This is a genomic window from Streptomyces sp. NPDC048483 (assembly GCF_040651455.1).
Lineage (GTDB): Bacteria > Actinomycetota > Actinomycetes > Streptomycetales > Streptomycetaceae > Streptomyces.
In genome coordinates this window covers 63,569-81,990 of sequence record NZ_JBEZJZ010000023.1, presented here as the reverse complement: position 1 = coordinate 81,990, position 18,422 = coordinate 63,569, and the positions used below count along the sequence as shown (strand labels likewise).

Genomic DNA, 18,422 nt, shown 5'->3' with positions numbered 1-18,422 from the left:
CACGTCACCTACCGTCCGCACGGTGAAGGGGTAAGGATTCGGCCAGGGGTCCGCCGGCGAATCCGCCGCGGAACTGCCACGGGATCCGTCCGTCCACTCAGGGAGCGCCGCATGACCGACCCGTACGAGCCGTACGACCGCGTTGCGGCAGGGGAGCAGGCGAGGGAACAGGCGGTGGAGCGGGCGCTGGCCGCGCTCGACCTCGACACCAAGGCCCGCTTGCTGTCCGGCCAGGACATGTGGACCCTGCCCGCCGTGCCCGGCATCGGCCTGAAATCACTGGTGATGTCGGACGGGCCGATCGGGGTGCGGGGCCGCCACTGGAGTGCCGAGGACCCCTCCGTGGCGCTGCCCAGCCCCACCGCGCTGGCCGCCACCTGGGACCCCGGCCTGGCCCGCCGGGCCGGCCACCTCCTCGCCCAGGAGGCCCGCCGCAAGGGCGTCCACGTACTCCTTGCGCCGACCGTCAATCTGCACCGCTCGCCCCTCGGCGGCCGCCACTTCGAGTGCTATTCGGAGGACCCGCTGCTCACCGGCGCGATCGGCGCAGGGTATGTACGGGGCGTCCAGGAGGGCGGCGTCGGCACCACCGTCAAGCACTTCGTCGGCAACGACGCCGAGACCGAGCGGTTCACCGTCGACAACCGCATCGCGGCCCGCCCGCTGCGCGAGCTCTATCTCGCGCCCTTCGAGCACATCGTCGAAAACGCCCGCCCCTGGGGCATCATGACGGCCTACAACCAGGTCAATGGCTCGACGATGACCGAGCACCGCCTTCTCGTACAGGACGTTCTGCGCGGCACATGGGGCTTCGACGGCGTCAACGTCTCCGACTGGACGGCGGCCCGCCACACGGTGCGCGCACTGCGCGGCGGCCTGGACGTGGCCATGCCGGGACCCCGTACGGTCTACGGCGCACCCCTCGCCGCGGCCGTCCGTGCGGGCAAGGTGACCGAGGCGGAGGTGGACGACGCGGTGCGCCGGGTGCTGCGGCTGGCCGCCCGTACGGGATGCCTGGCGGGAGCGCCGGCCGCCGTCGCCCCGGACGAGGTCCCACAGGGGATCGACGGCCCGGCGCTGGCCCGCGAGATCGCCCGCCGCGCCTTCGTGCTGCTGCGCAACGAGCCGGTGGGCGGGGCGGCGGACGGAGCGGCGGGCGCGGGCGGGGCGGCGGGCGCGGCGCGGCCCGGGATCCTGCCGCTCGACGCCACCGCGCTCCGCAAGGTCGCCGTCATCGGGGCGGCAGCCCGCGACGCGCGCGTCCTCGGCGGCGGCTCCGCCACCGTCTTCCCCGACCGGATCGTCTCCCCTCTGGAGGGCCTGCGCGCCGCGCTGCCCGACGACACCGAGATCACCTTCGCCCTCGGCGCCGACCCCCGCACCCGCGTCCCGCAGGCCCGCGAGGGCTTCACGCTGCGCGCCCGCTACCTCGCCGCGGACGGCCGACTCCTCGCCGAAACACCACAGTTCGACGGCAAGGTCTACGCCGTCGGCAGCTTTCCCGAAGGCGTCACCCCGCAGCACCTCCACACCGTCGAACTGACCGGCACCTTCACCCCGCAGGCCACCGGCAGCCACACGTTCGCCGTCTCCGGCACGGGCGCCCTGCGCCTGACGGTCGGCGGCCCGGCTGTCTTCGACGAGCACTGCGCGCCCGCCGGCAACGACCCCTTCGAGGACTTCCTGAACCCGGTGGAACGGCGCATCGCCGTACCGCTCACGGCGGGCGAGCAGATCGCGGTGACCCTGCGCTACGTCCCCCGCCGCACCGGCCTCGGTGAGGACACGGCCGCCCTGAACTTCGCCCTCGGGCACAGCGAACCGCAGCGCGACCCCGACGCCGAGCTCGACGAGGCCGTCCGTGTCGCGGCCGCCGCCGATGTCGCGATCGTCGTCGTCGCCACCACGGACGAGGTCGAGTCCGAGGGCTTCGACCGCAGCGACATCACGCTCCCCGGCCGCCAGGACGAGCTGGTCGGCCGGATCGCCGCCGCCAACCCGCACACCGTCGTGGTCGTCAACGCCGGCTCCCCGGTGGAACTCCCCTGGCGCGACCAGGTCCCGGCCGTGCTCCTGACGTGGTTCCCCGGCCAGGAAGCCGGCGCCGCACTCGCCGATGTCCTCCTGGGCACCCACGAACCCGGCGGCCGCCTCCCCACCACCTGGCCGGCCCGCCTCGAGGACGCACCGGTCACCGGCGTCACCCCGGCCGATGGCCAACTCCCGTACTCCGAGGGCATCTTCATCGGCTACCGGGCCTGGCAGCGACGCTCCGCCCGCTCCCCGCTGGCCCCCGCCCCCGCATACGCCTTCGGTCACGGCCTCGGCTACACCGACTGGGAGTACGAGTCACTGGACACCACCCCTGACTCGGTACGCGTACGGCTGCGCAACACGGGGCAGCGCCCCGGCCGTGAGATCGTCCAGCTCTACCTCGCCCCCAAGGGCGGCGAAGACACGGCCTCCACCGCCGTCGAGCGGCCGGTCCGCCTGCTGGCGGGGTTCGCCGCCGTCGAGGCCGGCCCCGGCGAGAGCGCGGAGGTCGAGATTCCGCTGCCGGGCCGCGCCTTCGAGATCTGGGGCGCCGCTGCCGAGGACCCGGCAGCGGCCGGAGGCGGAGGGCAGCACAGCGAACACACCGGCGGCTGGCACCGCATCCAGGGCGACTACCTCGTCGAGGCCGCCCACAGCATCGCCGACCGCCGACTGACCGCAGAGGTCACCGCCGTCTGACGCCGCAGGTCACCCCGTGGGACAGCTCCCCCCACACGCCGTCACCTCATACGCCGTCACCCACACGCCCTCACGGCGCCGCGGTCTCCACCGTCACATCCCCACCGCTCGTCTTCGCCGCTATCTTGTGCGCGGAGCCGCCGTCCGTCGGCACCGAGACCGTGCGGGTCCCGCCGCTGGTCGAGGCGTCCACCGCGTACGAACCCTTCGGCACGCGGATGGTGACGTCCCCGCCGCTGGTCTGCCCCGACACCTCGTCAGGCACCGCGGCCAGGGTGAGTTCCACGTCCCCGCCGCTGGTCTTGACCTTCGCCTTGCGCGCGGTGGAGTCCGCGACGGTGATGTCCCCGCCGCTGGTCTCCGCGGAGATGGGGCCGGAGGTGCCGCGCACCGTGACGTCCCCGCCGCTGGTGCGCAGATCGACCGCGGCGTTGCGCGGCAGCAGCACCCGGTAGGACACCTTGCACTGCTTCCCGGAGCCCGTGCACTCCTCGGCCTCGAGCGTGAGCCGGCCGTCCTTCACCGCATGCGCGGGGTGCGGCTTCTCGTCGTTGTACTCGTATTTCTCCGTGACCTTGACCGCGCCGCCGGCCGCTATCGGCACGATCTCGATGTCCCCGCCGTGCGTGGTCGCCTCCACGGCCGTGACCTTGCCGTCCACCGTGTAGGTACGCTGCGCCTTCTCCGTCGGGCCGAACGTCAGTGAACAGGCCGTCAGCGACGTGCCCGCCGCCAGCACGGCGCCGAAGAGAACAAGAGGAAGAGCGCGGAGCCGGGCCATGACGAAATCTCCTGATGCGGTCAAGGGAACCTTTCGTGATCCATCGTTCCGCCTCGCGCGCCCGCGCACGTCACCATTCGGGATGAACCAAGGCTCCCGCACCCCTACGGGTTTTCGGCCCGCAGCTAAGGGTTCCGGCCCGCGCGCTGCCGACGATGCCCGGGGAGGCGGTCACTGACCTGCGGGTTCCGTCGGCTCCGTCACGTACGGGGTCTCCCGGACGGCCGGGTGACGGTCCGGAACGCCAGCTCCGCCAGCTCCCGCTGCCCGCGCAGGCCCGGATGGAACCAGTCCCAGGTGCTCAGCTGACGCCCCGTGAAGCGGTAGTCGAAGACCGACCCGTCGAACCGGCACAGCGCGTCCTTGCGGCACACCCGCGCCAGCGCCCGGTTGTACGCCATCACCCGGTGCCGCACCTTCTTGCGCCGCCGCTCCGCCGTCTGCGTCAGATCGTCGGGATTGCGCAGCATCGACCCGCAGATCCCCAGCTTCCACACCTGCTTGCCGAGCGGGTTCTTGCGCCCCTCCGACCACAGCCGCAGCAGATCCGGCACCGCGGCGACATACACCTGGGTGCGCGGCAGGGCGCGCCGCAGTTTCTTCATCGACTGCTCGAAGCCGGCGCGGAAGGCGCGGGCGGAGGTCATCGCCCGTACATTGCTGCGGCAGGCGTCGTTCGCGCCGATCAGGATCGTGACCAGCTCGGGCCTGCGGGCGGCGGCGGCCGTGATCTGGTCGGGCAGTTCGCTCATCAGGGCACCCGTCCGGGCGTAGTTCCAGCTGCGCTTGGCGGGGTTCTTCACCAGCCGCCGGGCCAGGCTGTCGACCTTGGGGTTGGTGCCGGTGGCCCAGGAGGCCTCCGGGCAGTCGGACAGGACCGTGCAGGCGTCGAAACCGACGGTGATGGAGTCGCCGAGCGCCGCGAGGGAGCCGGGGTCGGTGCGCCAGACGGGCCCCGCCTTTGCGGCCGGGCGCTTGGTGGCCGGGCCGGGGCGCGGGTCGGCGGAGCCGCCGCCGCATCCGGCGAGGGTGAGGGCCAGGGCGGCGGCGACGGCGGCGGAGCGGGTGGCGAGGCCTGCGGAGCGGTGACGCCGAGGGCGAAACAGCCGGTCGATCTGCGTCATCCCCTGTCCCCTCCGGCGTGCGAGTGATATCTCTTCGGGTACCGACGGTACGTCACCCCTCGTCCGGCGCCGCGCGGTAGCTTTGCCCCGTGCCTGCCGGGCGGTGACGCAAAGTGGCATGTGCAGTCGGCACAGATAAATTACATCACGTCATTTCCTGTCCCTTTTGCGGCAAATTACGGCTAATGGTGTTTACTGTAGGTCACCTCGCATGCTGGTGCCGACGTGATCACTGGGGCAGAATGTCAGCTGTCCCGGCCGCAACCGGAACGGGCACGAGGCCGCTGGGGAAGGCGAACCTCGAACCGCACTGGAGGTCCCGGTGACGACACGTGGAGTTCTCTACGTCCACTCCGCTCCGCGCGCGCTGTGCCCGCACGTCGAATGGGCCGTGGCGGGCGTCCTCGGCGTGCGCGTCAATCTCGACTGGATCCGCCAGCCGGCGTCCCCGGGCACCTGGAGAGCCGAGTTCTCCTGGCAGGGCGAGGCCGGTACGGCCTCCAAGCTGGCCTCCGCCCTGCGCGGCTGGCATCTGCTGCGCTTCGAGGTGACCGCGGAACCCTGCTCCACCGCCGAGGGCGAGCGCTACAGTTCCACCCCCGACCTGGGCATCTTCCACGCCGTCACGGGCATCCACGGCGACATCCTCATCCCCGAGGACCGGCTGCGCGCCGCGGTCGCCCGCTCCGCCCGCGGCGAGACCGAGCTGGCCGCCGAGGTCTCCAAACTGCTCGGCAAGCCCTGGGACGACGAACTGGAGCCGTTCCGGTACGCGGGCGAGGGCGCCCCGGTGCGCTGGCTGCACCAGGTCGTATGACGCCGCCGCCCCGCTGTTGCCCTGGAGCGCGCTCCAAGGCCTAGCGTTCCCGGCATGGCTGATCTGGCTGACAACACTTCAGTAGCGGTGCTCGGCACCGGAATCATGGGCTTCGCGATGGCCCGCAACCTCGCCCGCGCCGGTCTGGACGTCCGCGCCTGGAACCGCACCCGCGCCAGGGCGGAGCTGCTGGCCGCCGACGGGATCCGTGTCACGGACACCCCCGCACAGGCCGTGGACGGCGCCGATGTGGTCCTCACCATGCTCCTCGACGGCCCCGCCGTCCTCGACGCCCTGCGCCGGGCCGCCCCGCAACTGGCGCCCGGCACCCTCTGGCTCCAGATGAGCACCGTGGGCACCGAAGCGTTCGCGCCGCTCGCGCAGTGTGCCCGGGAATACGGGCTCCACCTGGTGGACGCCCCCGTTCTGGGCACCAAGATGCCCGCCGAGAAGGGCGAGTTGACGATCCTGGCCGCCGGTCCGCTCGACGTACGGGAGCGTGCCGCCCAGGTCTTCGACATCGTCGGACGCAGCACCCGGTGGATCGGCGGCGACGGCAGGAGCGGCGCCGCCAGCCGCCTCAAGCTCGTGGTCAACAGCTGGGTGCTGACCCTGATCAACGGCGCGGGTGAAGCGCTCGCGCTCGCCAAGGGGCTGGACGTCGACCCGCGCGACTTCCTGGCCGCGGTCGAGGGCGGGCCGCTGGACGTGCCGTATCTGCGGATGAAGGCGGAACTGATCCTGGCCGACGACTACCCGGCGAGCTTCACGGTCTCCGCCGCCCGCAAGGACGCCCGGCTCATCGCGGAGGCGGCGGAGGAGTCCGGCGTACGGATCGATATGGCAGCGGCCGCCGCCGAGCGGTTCCGCCGGGCCGAGGAACTGGGCCACGGCGAAGAGGACGGCGCGGCCGCGTACTTCGCGAGCTTCGACGGCTGAGGGTCACGGCGGCATGCGAAAGGGCCCGCCGGTACGTACAACCAGTACAACCGGCGGGCCCTCAGCGCGTGCGTCAGACCGTACGGAACGCCAGGACGACGTTGTGGCCGCCGAAGCCGAACGAGTCGTTCAGCGCGGCGATCCGGCCCTCGGCGGGCAGCTTGCGGGCCTCGTTCTGGACGATGTCGCCATCCGCGTCGGGGTCGAGGTTCTCGACGTTGATCGTCGGCGGTGCCACCCGGTGGTACAGCGCCAGGATCGAGGCCACCGTCTCGACACCGCCCGCGCCGCCCAGAAGGTGACCGGTCATCGACTTCGTTGCCGAGACGGCCATGTGGTCGAAGTCGTCACCGAAGACCTTGCGCAGCGCCTTCAGCTCGGCCAGGTCGCCCTGCGGGGTCGAGGTGGCGTGCGCGTTGATGTGCACGATCTCGGCCGGGTCGAGGTCGTTGGAGTCGATGAGGTTCTGCAGCGCATGTGCGATGCCGTTGCCGGAGGGCTCGGGCTGCACGATGTCGTGGCTGTCGGCGGAGATGCCCTGGCCGACGGCCTCGGCGTAGACCTTGGCGCCGCGCTTGGCGGCGTGCTCGGCCGACTCCAGGACGATCACGCCGGCACCCTCGCCCATGACGAAGCCGTTGCGCCCGGCGTCGTAGGGGCGGGAGGCGCCCTGCGGGTCGTCGTTGGACTTCGACATCGCCATCATGTTGCCGAACGCGACGATCGGCAGCGGGTGGATGGCCGCCTCCGTACCGCCCGCGACGACGATGTCGGCACGGCCCGTACGGATCATCTCGATGGCGTAGCCGATCGCCTCGGAACCGGACGCACAGGCGCTGACCGGGGTGTGCACACCCGCGCGGGCGTTCACGTCCAGGCCGACGTTGGCGGACGGGCCGTTGGGCATCAGCATCGGCACGGTGTGCGGGGAGACGCGGCGGACGCCCTTCTCCTTGAGCACGTCGTACTGGCCGAGCAGGGTCGTCACACCGCCGATACCGGAGGCGATGACGGTGCCGAGCCGGTCGGGGTCGACGGAGGCGTCCTCGCCGGCCTTCGCGGTGAAGCCGGCGTCGGCCCATGCCTCGCGGGCAGCGATCAGCGCGAGCTGCGCCGAGCGGTCCAGCTTGCGGGCCTGCGCCCGGGGGAGAACGTCACCCGGGTCGACGGCGGCCTGCGCGGCGATACGGACCGGCAGGTCGGCGGCCCAGTCCTGCTCGAGGACACGCACACCGGAACGGCCGGCGAGCATGGCCTCCCAGGTGGAAGCGCTGTCGCCACCCAGCGGTGTGGTTGCGCCGATACCGGTGACGACCACGGTGCGATTGGTCGCGTTCACGGGAATTCTTACTCCACAGGTAGAGGGGTCTGAATCGACGGCGCCACCGCCAGGTGGCGACATGCGCGGGAGCTGGATCAGCCCTGGTGCTTGAGGATGTAGTCCGTCGCGTCGCCGACGGTCTTGAGGTTCTTGACGTCGTCGTCCGGGATCTTCACGTCGAAGCGCTCTTCGGCGGCGACGACGACCTCGACCATGGACAGCGAGTCGACGTCCAGGTCGTCGGTGAAGGACTTGCCCAGCTGGACGTCCTCGGTGGGGATCCCGGCGATCTCGTTCACGATCTCGGCGAGACCGGCGACGATCTCTTCCTGAGTGGCGGCCATGATGGCGCTCCTTCGGTCAATTAGGGGGAAACTGCGTTATTTACGGTGAAGCGATGAAGCTCTGTACAGCGACCGATACTTACGAATGCATGCGGTGCTGCGCAGATCTTGCCTAGGGGAGAGTAACGACCGTCGCGGCGTAGACGAGACCCGCCCCGAAGCCGATGACCAGCGCGGTGTCCCCGCTCTTGGCCTGCCCGGTCGCCAGCAGCCGCTCCATGGCGAGCGGAATCGAGGCGGCCGAGGTGTTGCCGGTGGTCTCCACATCGCGGGCGACCGTCACGCTCTCCGGCAGCTTCAGAGTCTTCACCATCGAATCGATGATCCGCATATTGGCCTGGTGCGGAATGAAGACGTCCAGGTCGTCCGGGCTGACTCCGGCCGCGTCCAGCGCCTGCTGGGCGACCTTCGCCATCTCGAACACCGCCCACCGGAAGACGGCTTGGCCTTCCTGCGTGATGGCGGGGTACCGGATTGCCTCGGGAGCGGTGCGCTCCTCGGGCCCGTCGCCGCCCGGCACCGGAGTGGTCCGGTACGCGTCCCAGGCGAGGGTCTGCTTGATGGTCTCGGACTTGTCGCCCTCCGAGCCCCACACGGTCGGGCCGATCGCGGGCTCCTTGGCGGGGCCGACGATCACCGCGCCCGCGCCGTCACCGAAGAGGAAGGCCGTCGCACGGTCCTCCAGGTCGGTCAGGTCCGAGAGCCGCTCGACGCCGATGACCAGGACGTACTCCGCGGAGCCGTCGGTCACCATGCCCTTGGCCAGGGTCAGTCCGTAGCCGAAGCCCGCACAGCCCGCCGAGATGTCGAAGGCGGCCGGCTTGCCCGCGCCGATGCGGTGCGCGATCTCGGTCGCGATCGCCGGGGTCTGCTTGAAGTGCGAGACGGTCGAGACGATCACGGCACCGATCTGCTCCGGCGCCAGACCCGCGTCGGCGATCGCCTTGCCGGCGGCCTCCACCGACATCATCGCGACGGTCTCCTCCGGGCCCGCCCAGTGGCGGGTGGCGATGCCCGAGCGCGAACGGATCCACTCGTCCGACGAGTCGATGTGCTTGAGGATCTCCTCGTTCGGCACAACACGGGTCGGGCGGTAGCCGCCGACACCCATGATCCGCGCGTACGGGGCACCCTTGGCAGGCTTGATCTTCGAGGTCATGCTCCTGGGTCTCCTTATTCGGCCGAGAGGTCGGCGACGGGAGAAGCGTGCTCGGCGATCAGCGTGCGGGCCGCGTCGAGGTCCTCCGGGGTCTTGAGCGCGAGGGTCTCCACACCGGGCAGCGCGCGCTTGGCCAGACCGACCAGGGTGCCGCCGGGAGCCGCCTCGATAACGGCGGTGACCCCGAGCTCCTTGAAGGCCTCCATGCACAGGTCCCAGCGCACCGGGTTGGCCACCTGGCCCACCAGCCGCCGCACCAGCTCCGGACCGAAAGTGATCACCTGTCCGTCCTTGTTGGAGACGTAACGGGTGTGCGGATCGGCGGGCGAGAGCTCGGTGACCGCGGCCTCGAGGGCCGACACGGCGGGCGACATGTGGTGAGTATGGAACGCACCGGCCACCTTCAGCGGCACGACCCGGCGGGTGCCCTCCGGCTTGTCCTCGGCCAGCGCGGCAATCTGCTCGGCGGTGCCCGCGGCGACGATCTGCCCGGCGCCGTTCACATTCGCCGCCGTCAGACCCAGCTTCTCCAGATGCGGCAGCACGACGTCCTGGTCGCCGCCCAGGAGGGCGGCCATACCGGTCTCGGAGACGGCGGCGGCCTCGGCCATCGCCAGCCCGCGGCGGCGCACCAGCTGCATCGCGGCACCGTCGGAGAGGGTGCCGGCCAGCGCGGCGGCCGCCAGCTCACCGACGCTGTGTCCGGCCGCGGCGCCCACCTGGCGGGAGACGTCCTCGCCGGTCGGGAACAGCTGACGGGCGGAGATCAACGCGGACGCCACCAGCAGCGGCTGCGCCACCGCGGTGTCGCGGATCTCGTCCGCGTCGGCCTTCGTGCCGTAGTGGACCAGGTCCAGGTCGATGGCGGAGGACCACTCACGGAGCCGGTCTTCGACACCGGGGAGGTCGAGCCAGGGGGTCAGAAAGCCGGGCGTCTGAGCGCCTTGGCCGGGAGCGACGAGTACGAGCACCCTCACACTCTCTCTTGCGGGAGGTCCCGTCCGCCCGTGGGGACAGGGACGAAGAACCATCGGGGGAATTGTTGGTGTCGGACAAAAGTCTAGGGCTGCGCCTCACCGTCAGCCAGACGCCCCAGAATCAGCGCGATACGCAGGGTGAACGCCGAGCGCACATCGGATGGTGACCATCCGGTGACGTCCGTCACACGTCGCAGCCGATAGCGCACGGTGTTGGGGTGTACGAACAACATCCGCGCCGCGCCCTCGAGGCTGCTCGCCTGCTCCAGATAAACGCTCAGCGTCTCCAGCAGCGCCGACCCCGCTTCTTCCAGCGGTCTGTAGATCTCCTCCACCAGCTGGGCCCGCGCGACCGGGTCGGAGGCCATCGCGCGCTCCGGCAGCAGATCGTCCGCGAGCACCGGTCGCGGGGCGTCCGGCCAGGCCGCGCAGGCCCGTAGCCCGGCGGCCGCGGCCTGCGCGGAGCGTGTCGCCGCCAGCAGGTCCGAGACCACCGGACCGGCCACCACGGGACCCGCCGCATACGGCCCGATCAGCGCCTTCGCCGCCTTGAGCGGATTGTCCGAACCGCCCGCGATCACCACCAGGCGCGACCCCAGCACCCCGGTCAGCACCTGCAGCTTGGCGTGCCGCGCGGCCCGCCGGATCGCCTCCACGGTCAGCTCGCTGTCCCCGTCGGGCGCCGTACCGAGCACCACACACACATGCTCGGGCGAGTTCCACCCCAGAGCCGCGGCCCGCGACACGGCCCCCTCGTCCGCCTCCCCGGAGAGCACCGCGTTCACGACCAGCGACTCCAGCCGGGCATCCCAGGCCCCCCGCGCCTCGGCGGCCTGCGCGTACACCTGGGCGGTGGCGAAGGCGATCTCCCGTGCGTAGACCAGCAGCGCCTCCCGCAGCACGGACTCGTCGCCCGGCGCCGCGACCTCGTCGATCGCGGACTCCATGACCTCGATCGTGGTGCGGACCATCTCCACGGTCTGCCGCAGCGTGATCGCCCGGGTCAGCTCGCGCGGCGCCGTACCGAAGACATCGGTGCTGATCGCCTGCGGGGTCTCCGGGTGCCGGAACCATTCGGTGAAAGCGGCGATACCGGCCTGTGCCACCAGGCCGATCCAGGAACGGTTCTCCGGTGGCATCGCGCGGTACCACGGCAGCGTGGCATCCATGCGGGCGATGGCCGCGGCCGCCAGTTTGCCGGACGACTTCTCCAGGCGGCGGAGGGTCGCGGTATGCGGGTGCGCGGCGCGCGAAGCGGGTTCAGACACGGGGACAAGCCTGCCCTATCGGGATGAGGGGGTGACGCGGCGGGGCTACGGTGGCGCCATGATTGAGGTGCGCAGAGGCCAGGAACGCTATCGGGGCGGCGATCCGGACGCCGGGATCGAGACATTCCACTCGTTCTCCTTCGGGCCGCATTTCGACCCGGACAACCTCCGCTTCGGCGCGCTGATCGCCTGCAACGAGGAGCGCCTCGCGCCCGGCGCCGGCTTCGACGAGCATCCGCACCGCGATACGGAGATCGTGACCTGGGTCGTCGAGGGCGAACTGACCCACCGCGACTCGGCCGGCCACGACACCACCGTACGGCCCGGTGACCTCCAGCGGCTCAGCTCCGCCGGCGGGGTCCGCCACATCGAGCGCAACGACGGCGCGGCCCCGCTCCGCTTCGTCCAGATGTGGCTGGCGCCCCTCTCCTTCGGCGGGGAGGCCGCGTACGAGGTGATACGCGGTATCGCCGACGGCACCCCCTACGCCCTCCCGCAGGCCGGCGCCATGCTCCACCTGCGCCACCTCGCCGCCGGCGAACGCACCGCCGTCCCTGATGCCGCGCGGGCGTACGTCCATGTCGTACGGGGGGCCGTACAGCTCGCCGCCGACCGCCTGGAGGCCGGCGACGCGGCGCGGATCACGGACGGGGAGGGCCTGGAGCTGCGGGGGCTGGAGGCCGCGGAGTGCCTGGTGTGGGAGATGGGGGCGGAGGTGGATTACCGGTAGGGGCGGCTCGGCCCGCCTCAGTGCAGCTCGGCCAGCACCGCGTCGGTCAGCAGCGGCCAGGCCTCGACGGCCCACGGGCCGAAGGCCCGGTCGGCGAGCGCGATACACGCCGCCCGCGCCTCCGGATCCACCCAGAGAAACGTCCCGGACTGCCCGAAGTGCCCGAAGGTGCGGGGTGAGGACGAGGCGCCCGTCCAGTGCGGCGACTTCCCGTCCCGGATCTCGAATCCCAGCCCCCAGTCGTTGGGCTTCTGGTGGCCGTAGCCCGGCAGTACACCACTCAGCCCGGGGTGGACCACCGACGTCGCCGCGGCCAGCGTCTGCGGCGCCAGCAACCGCGGCTGCTGCAGTTCGGCCGCGAAACGGATCAGATCGGCGACCGTCGAGACGCCGTCCTTGGCGGGCGAACCGGCCAGCTCGGTCGCATCCATGCCGAGCGGCTCGAGCACCGCCTCGCGGACGTACTCCGCGAAGGGGATATCGGTCGCCTTCGCGAGGTGATCGCCCAGCGCCTCGAACCCGGCGTTGGAGTACAGCCGCCGGGTCCCCGGCCCGGCCATCGTCCGCTGCTCGTCGAAGGCCAGCCCCGAGGTGTGGGCCAGCAGATGACGGACCGTCGACCCCTCCGGCCCGGCCGGCTCGTCCAGCTCGACGGCGCCTTCCTCGACGGCCAGCAGCGCGGCATACGCGGCGATCGGCTTGGTGACGGACGCCAGCGGGAATCGGTGCTCCAGCGGTCCACAGGAGCCGGCCACCGTGCCGTCGGCTCGTACGACGGCGGCCGCAGCGGTGGGCACCGGCCAGTTCTCGATCATCCGCAGGCTCTGCATGTCCCGAGCCTACGGGGTGCCCCCGCCCCTTCAAATTCCGGTCAAGTCTGGTCGTGATCGGCACTTGCTTGGAGTGCACTCAAGGTCTCTAGCGTTGGGGATGGTGAGGGAGGCGGGCGGCGATCGGGGCGCGGAGAAGTGCCACCGGCGGGCCGCCCGGCGACAGCGGCGTCCGGCGCAACGCCGGTCGGGCCACCACGCCGGACCGGGGAAATGGGGATACGGGGAATGACGGTCACGCAGAGCGAACCGATGACGGACGACGCGGTCGCAGCCGGCCTATGGGGCCAGGACCGGGACGGGGCCGGGGCGGGCCGCCCGGGGGTGCGGCCGGCCACACCGAACGGCTGCGGCACGGTGCTCACCCACCCGCGGCCGACCGGCCGCGACCGGTACACGATCAGCGAGGTCGCCGAACATACCGGTCTCAGCGCCCACACCCTGCGCTGGTACGAGCGCATAGGCCTGATGCCGCACGTGGACCGCACCCACACCGGCCAGCGCCGCTTCACCAACCGCGACCTGGACTGGCTGAACCTGGTCACCAAGCTGCGGCTGACGGGCATGCCGGTCGCCGACATGGTCCGTTACGCCGAGCTCGTACGGGAAGGCGACAGCACCTTCGCCGAACGCGAACACCTGCTGACCGCGCACCGCGAGGACGTACGGCAGCGGATAGCGGAGCTCCAGAGCACGCTGGATGTTCTCGACTACAAGATCGACATCTATGCCGACGCCCGGCGGGCGTCCGAAAGGTTCTGATTTTTCATGACTGGGGATTCCATGACCGGCAAGAAGATCGCAACGGTCGAGCTGGGCACCGGGGGCCCGCAGGTCGGCGTCCAGGGCCTGGGCTGTATGGGCATGAGTTTCGCCTACGGCCCCACGGACGCCGACGAGGCACGCGCCACCCTGGAGCGCGCCCTGGAGCTGGGCGTCACGCTCTACGACACCGCCGACGTCTACGGCATGGGCGAGAACGAAAAATTCATCGCCCCCTTCCTCCAGGCACACCGCGACGAGGTCGTGGTCGCCACCAAGTTCGCGCTGTCCATCGACCCGGCCGACCCCACCAAGCGCGCCATCCGCAACGACCGGCCGTACATCCGCGAGTGCGTGGAGGCCAGCCTGCGGCGCCTCGGCGTCGACGAGATCGACCTCTACTACATGCACCGCCGCGATGTGCACGTCCCCATCGAGGAGACGGTCGGCGCGATGGCCGAGCTGGTGGCCGAGGGCAAGGTCAAGCACCTGGGCCTGAGCGAGGTCACCGCCTCCGAACTGCGCGCCGCCCAGGCCGTCCACCCCATCGCCGCCCTGCAGTCCGAGTGGTCCCTCTTCAGCCGCGACGTCGAGGAGAGCGTGGTGCCGGCCGCGGCCGAGCTCGGTGTCGGCCTCGTCCCGTACTCGCCGCTCGGCCGCGGCTTCCTGACCGGCTCCTTCGTCAACGCCGACAAGGAGCTGACCTCCGACGACTTCCGCCGCCAGCAGCCCCGCTTCACCGGCGACAACGCGTCCGCCAACGCCGCCCTGCTGGAGCCGGTCCGCAAGATGGCCCAGGCCCATGACGCCACCCTCGGCCAGATAGCGCTGGCCTGGGTCCAGCAGCAGGCCACGGCGCTCGGCCTGGCCGTCGTACCGATCCCCGGTACCCGCAAGCGCACCCGCGTCGAGGAGAACGCCGGCGCCACGCGCATCCGGCTGACCGACCAGGACCTGGCCGTCCTGGAGCCCATCGCGAGCCAGGTGGCGGGCGCGCGCTATGCGGACATGACGTTCACGTCGGCGGGGAGGGAGTAGGCGCCGCGCGGCCCTGCGCGGGCCGGCCGCCGGCCTCAGCCCACATCGCCGTAGCGGCCCAGCACGATGGCGGCGAAATTACGGAGCGAGTCCGTGCCGGGGGCGAGATAGCCGGTGTGGCCCTCGGCCCGCTCGGCCGGGACGCGGCGGGCGCCGAAGGCGGGGTCGGTGGGGTCCTCACCGTGGCCCAGGCCCAGGAGTTCGACGTTCGGGATGTCGCCGATCCAGTCGGACGCGTCCCGCGCCGCCCACACCCGGGCCGAGGTGTGCAGCTCCGCCGTGCTGTCCCGCCGCATCCCGGGCGACGCGAAGACGATCAGGTCCGCGATCGCGCCACGGCCCACCTCCGGTACGGCCATCCCGCAGACCACCGAGCCATAGCTGTGGCACAGCACGGCGGGGGCCGGTACGCCGGTGGCGGCGAGGCCGGTCAGGAAACGGGCCAGCCGCGGCGCCCCGGCCTCGGCCAGCCGCCCGGTCGCGGCATCCGGACCGAGCCCGACCGGGGTGGTGTACCCGGCCCAGGCGACGACGGCGGTACGGGTGGCGGGCGCGGCGGCCGTCATCTGCCGGCGCAGCGACGTGGCCATGCCGGTCGGCGTGCCGTACGGGTCCGTCGTACGGTCGAAGGAACCCAGGTCGGTGTCCGAGCCGGGCACGATCACGGCGACGCGCTCGGCGGTGGTCATGTCCCCGTGGACCTCGGCCACTTGGCCCCGCCCGCGCGGGTCGAAGGCGAGGATGTGGCGCCCGGCCGTGATCAGGCCGGCGCAGCGTTTGGCCGCCTTTCTGGCCTGCCGGTGGTCCTGGAGGGTGCCGGCAGGGTCGGTGGCCCGGGCGAGCTGACGGTCCCGTTCCGCCTTCAATGCCGCGGAGTTGGCCTCATACCGCAGGGTCAGGGGCGCGCCGTCGAGGTTGCCGACGGTGAGCGGATGCCGGGCCGCGAGCGCGTGCCGCCGGGCGTCGGTCAGCGAGGCGAAGAAGCGGGCGACGGTGGCGGGGGCCGCGGTCGCCGGGTCCGGCATCGGCCGGCCAAGAGAGTGGTCCGCGCGCCAGGCGGCGGCGCCCGGCGCGGGTCCGGTAACGGCAGTCTGCGCGGAACCGGCCGCCCAGCCGCCGGTCCCGGCGGCAACGGCCACCGCGAAGGCGGCGGCAATGAGCGTGCGCTTGCTGCGGAGCGCGGCGGTTCGCAGCACGGACATGGTGGTGTCTCCCTCTTCCGGCATGTGACGGAGGGAAACGTAGGAAGCGGGTGCATGACGCGGCGTCACACCGCGGGGCCAACTACCGGGTGATACCTGGGTAGGGGGTACCCGCCACACTCGTCCTCAGGGAGGAGGAGAAGCGAGCGCTCCACGACTCGGTGCCGAGGCACCTGAGCTGCCGGGCCTGCCTGCCGCCCACCCGCACCTCCTGCCCACCCGCACCTCCCCCTCACCGCTCCCCAGGTGCCACCAGCCCCGACTCATACGCGAAGATCACGGCCTGCGCGCGGTCCCGCAGTTCCAACTTGGCCAGTACGCGGCCGATATGGGTCTTCACGGTCTGCTCGGCCAGAACGAGAGAGTCGGCGATCTCCCGGTTCGCGAGACCGCGGGCGATCAGCTCCAGCACCTCCGTCTCGCGCGGGGTCAGGCCGTTCAACCGCAGCGACGCGCGGCCCTTGCGCGGCGCCGGCCGCTGCCGGGCGAAGTCGGCGATCAGCCGACGGGTCACCGAGGGCGCGAGCAGCGCCTCGCCCGCCGCCACGACACGCACCGCGGAGATCAGATCGGCCGGCGGCGCATCCTTGAGCAGGAACCCGGACGCGCCCGCGCGCAGCGCCTCGTAGACATAGTCGTCGACATCGAAGGTGGTCAGCATCAGCACCTTCGGACGGTGGACGACCCCTATCGGCGGATCGAGCAGCTGACGCGCCGCCTCCAGCCCGTCCATCTCCGGCATCCGCACATCCATCAGCACCACATCGGGATGCACCCGACGGCTCAGCTCCACCCCCTGCACCCCGTCCGGCGCATCGCCGACCACATCGATATCGCTCTGCGCCGCGAGCAGCGCGGCAAAACCCGCCCGCACCATGGCCTGGTCATCGACGATGATCACCCGGGTCGTCATTCGGAGTCGGAGTCCTTCGCTGAGAGGGGAGAAGCGGGGGATGTGGGGGACGTGGGAGGAGACGGCGGAGAGGCGGGGGGCGCGGAAGCGGGTGGCGACGCCGGGGCCGACGGTGGCGCAGACGCAGGCCCCGCCAGCGGGAGCTGGGCCGCGACCCGGAACCCGCCGTCGGGCAGCGGCCCGGTGTCCAGTGAGCCGTCCACCAGCCGCACCCGCTCGCGCATACCGATCAGGCCGTGCCCGGTGCCGTTGCGCTCCAGCGGCGCGGACGGGGCGGGCGGCGCGGAGTTGACGACCAGTACGGTCAGCCGTGAGCCGTCTGCCGTGGCCGTCACCGACACACGGGTCTGCGCACCGGGGGCATGCCGCACCACATTGGCCAGCGCCTCCTGCACGATGCGGTACGCCGACAGGTCCACCGCCGGCTCCAGCACCACCGGCTCCTCGGGCAGCGCCAACTCGACCGGCACACCGGCCCGTACGGTCCCGTCGACCAGCTTGGGCAGCTGGCCGATCCCGGGCTGCGGGGCCTTCTCCGGCCCGCCGTCCCGCTCGGTCTCCTCGCTGCGCAGCACCCCCAGCAGCCGGCGCATCTCCGCCAGCGACTCCCGCGCGGTCGCGGCAATCGCCCCGAACTCCTCCTGGGCCTCCTTGGGGATACCGCTGATGCGGTAGGGGGCGCTGTCGGCCTGGACGGTGATCACGGACATGTGGTGGGCGACGACGTCATGCAGCTCGCGGGCGATACGGGTGCGCTCCTCCAGCAGCGTACGGCGGGCGCGCTCGGCCTCGCTGATGGTCTCCTGCTCCATCAACCTCCGCTGGGCATCGCCCCGTTCGCGCAGGGCGGCGCCCATCAGCAGCATCACACCGGAGAGCACGAAGAGCAGTACCCAGGTGCTGGTGATGCGCGGGGGAGTGAACGGCCCGGAGAGGATGCCGGCCGCTCCCGTCATCAGCCATACGGCGATGAGAGTACGACGGGGCTCACGCAGCGACAGTGCGAGCATCAGCACGAAATAGCCGATGATCACCGTGGGCGGCCAGGGCCAGGCGCGTTCCGCCACGCCGCCGACCGAGGTGAGGGCCAGGGCACAGATGACGTCCGCCGCGAAGATCACCCACCAGGCCTGCAGCGGCCGCGTCACCGCGAGCAGCAGCGGCACGGTCTGCGCGGTGGCCAGCGCGCCCGCCGGCCCGAGGTCCATGCCGTACTCGTTGCTGAGGAGATTGACGCCCCCCGGCAACAGGATGACGACGAAGACGAAGGCGACGAAGTAGGGAAGTCGGCGCAGCCAGCGATTCCGGCTCGAGTCGAAGAGGGGGATGCCGGGGTTGGTCGGGGTGCAGAGCGCGTCGGTGAGGACGTGCAGCGCCTGCCGCACGGCGCTCATCGTCCGGCCGCGGGTCGGCTCGCGCTCGGCGCCGCGGGTCGGCCCGCGTTCTGGGGTGAGAGATTGCTTCAACATCGCAGGATGAATGTA

General features: G+C 71.7%; 17 protein-coding genes. 6 read left to right on the top strand and 11 right to left on the bottom strand.

Annotation, left to right across the window (positions count from 1 at the left end; genetic code table 11):
- Positions 1–111 precede the first annotated feature (111 nt).
- Positions 112–2,733, top strand: a complete 2,622-nt coding sequence (locus AB0D04_RS15255) for a glycoside hydrolase family 3 C-terminal domain-containing protein (RefSeq protein WP_362703023.1) — start codon at positions 112–114, stop codon at positions 2,731–2,733.
- 70 nt (positions 2,734–2,803) lie between these two features.
- On the opposite strand, the gene AB0D04_RS15250 is transcribed toward AB0D04_RS15255, so the two are convergent.
- Positions 2,804–3,514, bottom strand: coding sequence for a DUF4097 family beta strand repeat-containing protein (locus AB0D04_RS15250; RefSeq protein WP_362703021.1), 711 nt, complete (start codon positions 3,512–3,514; stop codon positions 2,804–2,806).
- Between the two features lie 200 nt (positions 3,515–3,714).
- The gene (locus tag AB0D04_RS15245) at positions 3,715–4,638 is read right to left on the bottom strand and encodes an SGNH/GDSL hydrolase family protein (protein WP_362703019.1); all 924 of its coding nucleotides are present in this window, start codon (positions 4,636–4,638) and stop codon (positions 3,715–3,717) included.
- A gap of 322 nt (positions 4,639–4,960) precedes the next feature.
- On the opposite strand from AB0D04_RS15245, the gene AB0D04_RS15240 reads away from it, so the two are divergent.
- A complete protein-coding gene (locus AB0D04_RS15240) occupies positions 4,961–5,455 on the top strand; it encodes a DUF3145 domain-containing protein (RefSeq protein ID WP_362703018.1) in 495 nt (164 codons plus the stop codon).
- A 54-nt stretch (positions 5,456–5,509) separates the two neighbouring features.
- Positions 5,510–6,394, top strand: a complete 885-nt coding sequence (locus AB0D04_RS15235) for an NAD(P)-dependent oxidoreductase (RefSeq protein WP_362703016.1) — start codon at positions 5,510–5,512, stop codon at positions 6,392–6,394.
- A 73-nt stretch (positions 6,395–6,467) separates the two neighbouring features.
- Here AB0D04_RS15235 and AB0D04_RS15230 read toward each other — a convergent pair whose 3' ends face one another.
- From AB0D04_RS15230 to AB0D04_RS15210, 5 genes are all read right to left on the bottom strand, one after another.
- Positions 6,468–7,733 carry a beta-ketoacyl-[acyl-carrier-protein] synthase family protein gene (locus AB0D04_RS15230; RefSeq protein ID WP_362703015.1) on the bottom strand — a complete coding sequence of 422 codons (1,266 nt, stop codon included), beginning with the start codon at positions 7,731–7,733 and terminating at the stop codon, positions 6,468–6,470.
- A 77-nt stretch (positions 7,734–7,810) separates the two neighbouring features.
- Positions 7,811–8,059 (bottom strand): acyl carrier protein, encoded by a 249-nt coding sequence (locus tag AB0D04_RS15225; protein ID WP_362703014.1) that lies wholly within the window; start codon positions 8,057–8,059, stop codon positions 7,811–7,813.
- Between the two features lie 112 nt (positions 8,060–8,171).
- Positions 8,172–9,218, bottom strand: coding sequence for a ketoacyl-ACP synthase III (locus AB0D04_RS15220; protein ID WP_362703012.1), 1,047 nt, complete (start codon positions 9,216–9,218; stop codon positions 8,172–8,174).
- A gap of 14 nt (positions 9,219–9,232) precedes the next feature.
- Positions 9,233–10,189: an ACP S-malonyltransferase gene (locus tag AB0D04_RS15215; RefSeq protein WP_362703011.1), complete on the bottom strand. Its 957-nt coding sequence runs from the start codon at positions 10,187–10,189 to the stop codon at positions 9,233–9,235.
- 89 nt (positions 10,190–10,278) lie between these two features.
- Positions 10,279–11,463 (bottom strand): helix-turn-helix domain-containing protein, encoded by a 1,185-nt coding sequence (locus AB0D04_RS15210; protein ID WP_362703009.1) that lies wholly within the window; start codon positions 11,461–11,463, stop codon positions 10,279–10,281.
- A gap of 58 nt (positions 11,464–11,521) precedes the next feature.
- Between AB0D04_RS15210 and AB0D04_RS15205 the strand changes: the two genes are divergently transcribed.
- Complete coding sequence (locus AB0D04_RS15205; protein ID WP_362703008.1) at positions 11,522–12,193, top strand: pirin family protein; 672 nt, start codon at positions 11,522–11,524, stop codon at positions 12,191–12,193.
- A gap of 17 nt (positions 12,194–12,210) precedes the next feature.
- On the opposite strand, the gene AB0D04_RS15200 is transcribed toward AB0D04_RS15205, so the two are convergent.
- A complete protein-coding gene (locus AB0D04_RS15200; protein ID WP_362703006.1) occupies positions 12,211–13,023 on the bottom strand; it encodes a serine hydrolase domain-containing protein in 813 nt (270 codons plus the stop codon).
- Between the two features lie 228 nt (positions 13,024–13,251).
- On the opposite strand from AB0D04_RS15200, the gene AB0D04_RS15195 reads away from it, so the two are divergent.
- Together AB0D04_RS15195 and AB0D04_RS15190 are read left to right on the top strand one after the other, a co-directional pair.
- Positions 13,252–13,785, top strand: a complete 534-nt coding sequence (locus AB0D04_RS15195; RefSeq protein WP_362703004.1) for a MerR family transcriptional regulator — start codon at positions 13,252–13,254, stop codon at positions 13,783–13,785.
- A gap of 21 nt (positions 13,786–13,806) precedes the next feature.
- Complete coding sequence (locus AB0D04_RS15190) at positions 13,807–14,823, top strand: aldo/keto reductase (RefSeq protein WP_362703049.1); 1,017 nt, start codon at positions 13,807–13,809, stop codon at positions 14,821–14,823.
- A gap of 35 nt (positions 14,824–14,858) precedes the next feature.
- Here AB0D04_RS15190 and AB0D04_RS15185 read toward each other — a convergent pair whose 3' ends face one another.
- The 3 genes from AB0D04_RS15185 to AB0D04_RS15175 all read right to left on the bottom strand — a co-directional run bounded on the left by AB0D04_RS15185 (position 14,859) and on the right by AB0D04_RS15175 (position 18,332).
- Positions 14,859–16,025, bottom strand: coding sequence for an alpha/beta hydrolase (locus AB0D04_RS15185; RefSeq protein WP_362703003.1), 1,167 nt, complete (start codon positions 16,023–16,025; stop codon positions 14,859–14,861).
- A gap of 232 nt (positions 16,026–16,257) precedes the next feature.
- Entirely contained in the window at positions 16,258–16,938 is a 681-nt protein-coding gene (locus tag AB0D04_RS15180) for a response regulator transcription factor (protein WP_362703001.1), read from the bottom strand.
- Positions 16,935–18,332 (bottom strand): sensor histidine kinase, encoded by a 1,398-nt coding sequence (locus AB0D04_RS15175; RefSeq protein WP_362703048.1) that lies wholly within the window; start codon positions 18,330–18,332, stop codon positions 16,935–16,937. Before AB0D04_RS15175 ends, AB0D04_RS15180 begins: the two co-directional genes overlap by 4 nt.
- Positions 18,333–18,422 lie beyond the last annotated feature (90 nt).

What these genes read in the sequence shown, in the direction of transcription:
- AB0D04_RS15255 (WP_362703023.1), top strand. Translation starts at nt 112, where the DNA reads ATGACCGACCCGTACGAGCCGTACGACCGCGTTGCGGCAGGGGAGCAG.
- AB0D04_RS15250 (WP_362703021.1), bottom strand. Translation starts at nt 3,514, where the DNA reads ATGGCCCGGCTCCGCGCTCTTCCTCTTGTTCTCTTCGGCGCCGTGCTG.
- AB0D04_RS15245 (WP_362703019.1), bottom strand. Translation starts at nt 4,638, where the DNA reads ATGACGCAGATCGACCGGCTGTTTCGCCCTCGGCGTCACCGCTCCGCA.
- AB0D04_RS15235 (WP_362703016.1), top strand. Translation starts at nt 5,510, where the DNA reads ATGGCTGATCTGGCTGACAACACTTCAGTAGCGGTGCTCGGCACCGGA.
- AB0D04_RS15225 (WP_362703014.1), bottom strand. Translation starts at nt 8,059, where the DNA reads ATGGCCGCCACTCAGGAAGAGATCGTCGCCGGTCTCGCCGAGATCGTG.
- AB0D04_RS15220 (WP_362703012.1), bottom strand. Translation starts at nt 9,218, where the DNA reads ATGACCTCGAAGATCAAGCCTGCCAAGGGTGCCCCGTACGCGCGGATC.
- AB0D04_RS15205 (WP_362703008.1), top strand. Translation starts at nt 11,522, where the DNA reads ATGATTGAGGTGCGCAGAGGCCAGGAACGCTATCGGGGCGGCGATCCG.
- AB0D04_RS15200 (WP_362703006.1), bottom strand. Translation starts at nt 13,023, where the DNA reads ATGCAGAGCCTGCGGATGATCGAGAACTGGCCGGTGCCCACCGCTGCG.
- AB0D04_RS15195 (WP_362703004.1), top strand. Translation starts at nt 13,252, where the DNA reads ATGACGGTCACGCAGAGCGAACCGATGACGGACGACGCGGTCGCAGCC.
- AB0D04_RS15190 (WP_362703049.1), top strand. Translation starts at nt 13,807, where the DNA reads ATGACCGGCAAGAAGATCGCAACGGTCGAGCTGGGCACCGGGGGCCCG.
- AB0D04_RS15185 (WP_362703003.1), bottom strand. Translation starts at nt 16,025, where the DNA reads ATGTCCGTGCTGCGAACCGCCGCGCTCCGCAGCAAGCGCACGCTCATT.
- AB0D04_RS15180 (WP_362703001.1), bottom strand. Translation starts at nt 16,938, where the DNA reads ATGACGACCCGGGTGATCATCGTCGATGACCAGGCCATGGTGCGGGCG.
- AB0D04_RS15175 (WP_362703048.1), bottom strand. Translation starts at nt 18,332, where the DNA reads ATGAGCGCCGTGCGGCAGGCGCTGCACGTCCTCACCGACGCGCTCTGC.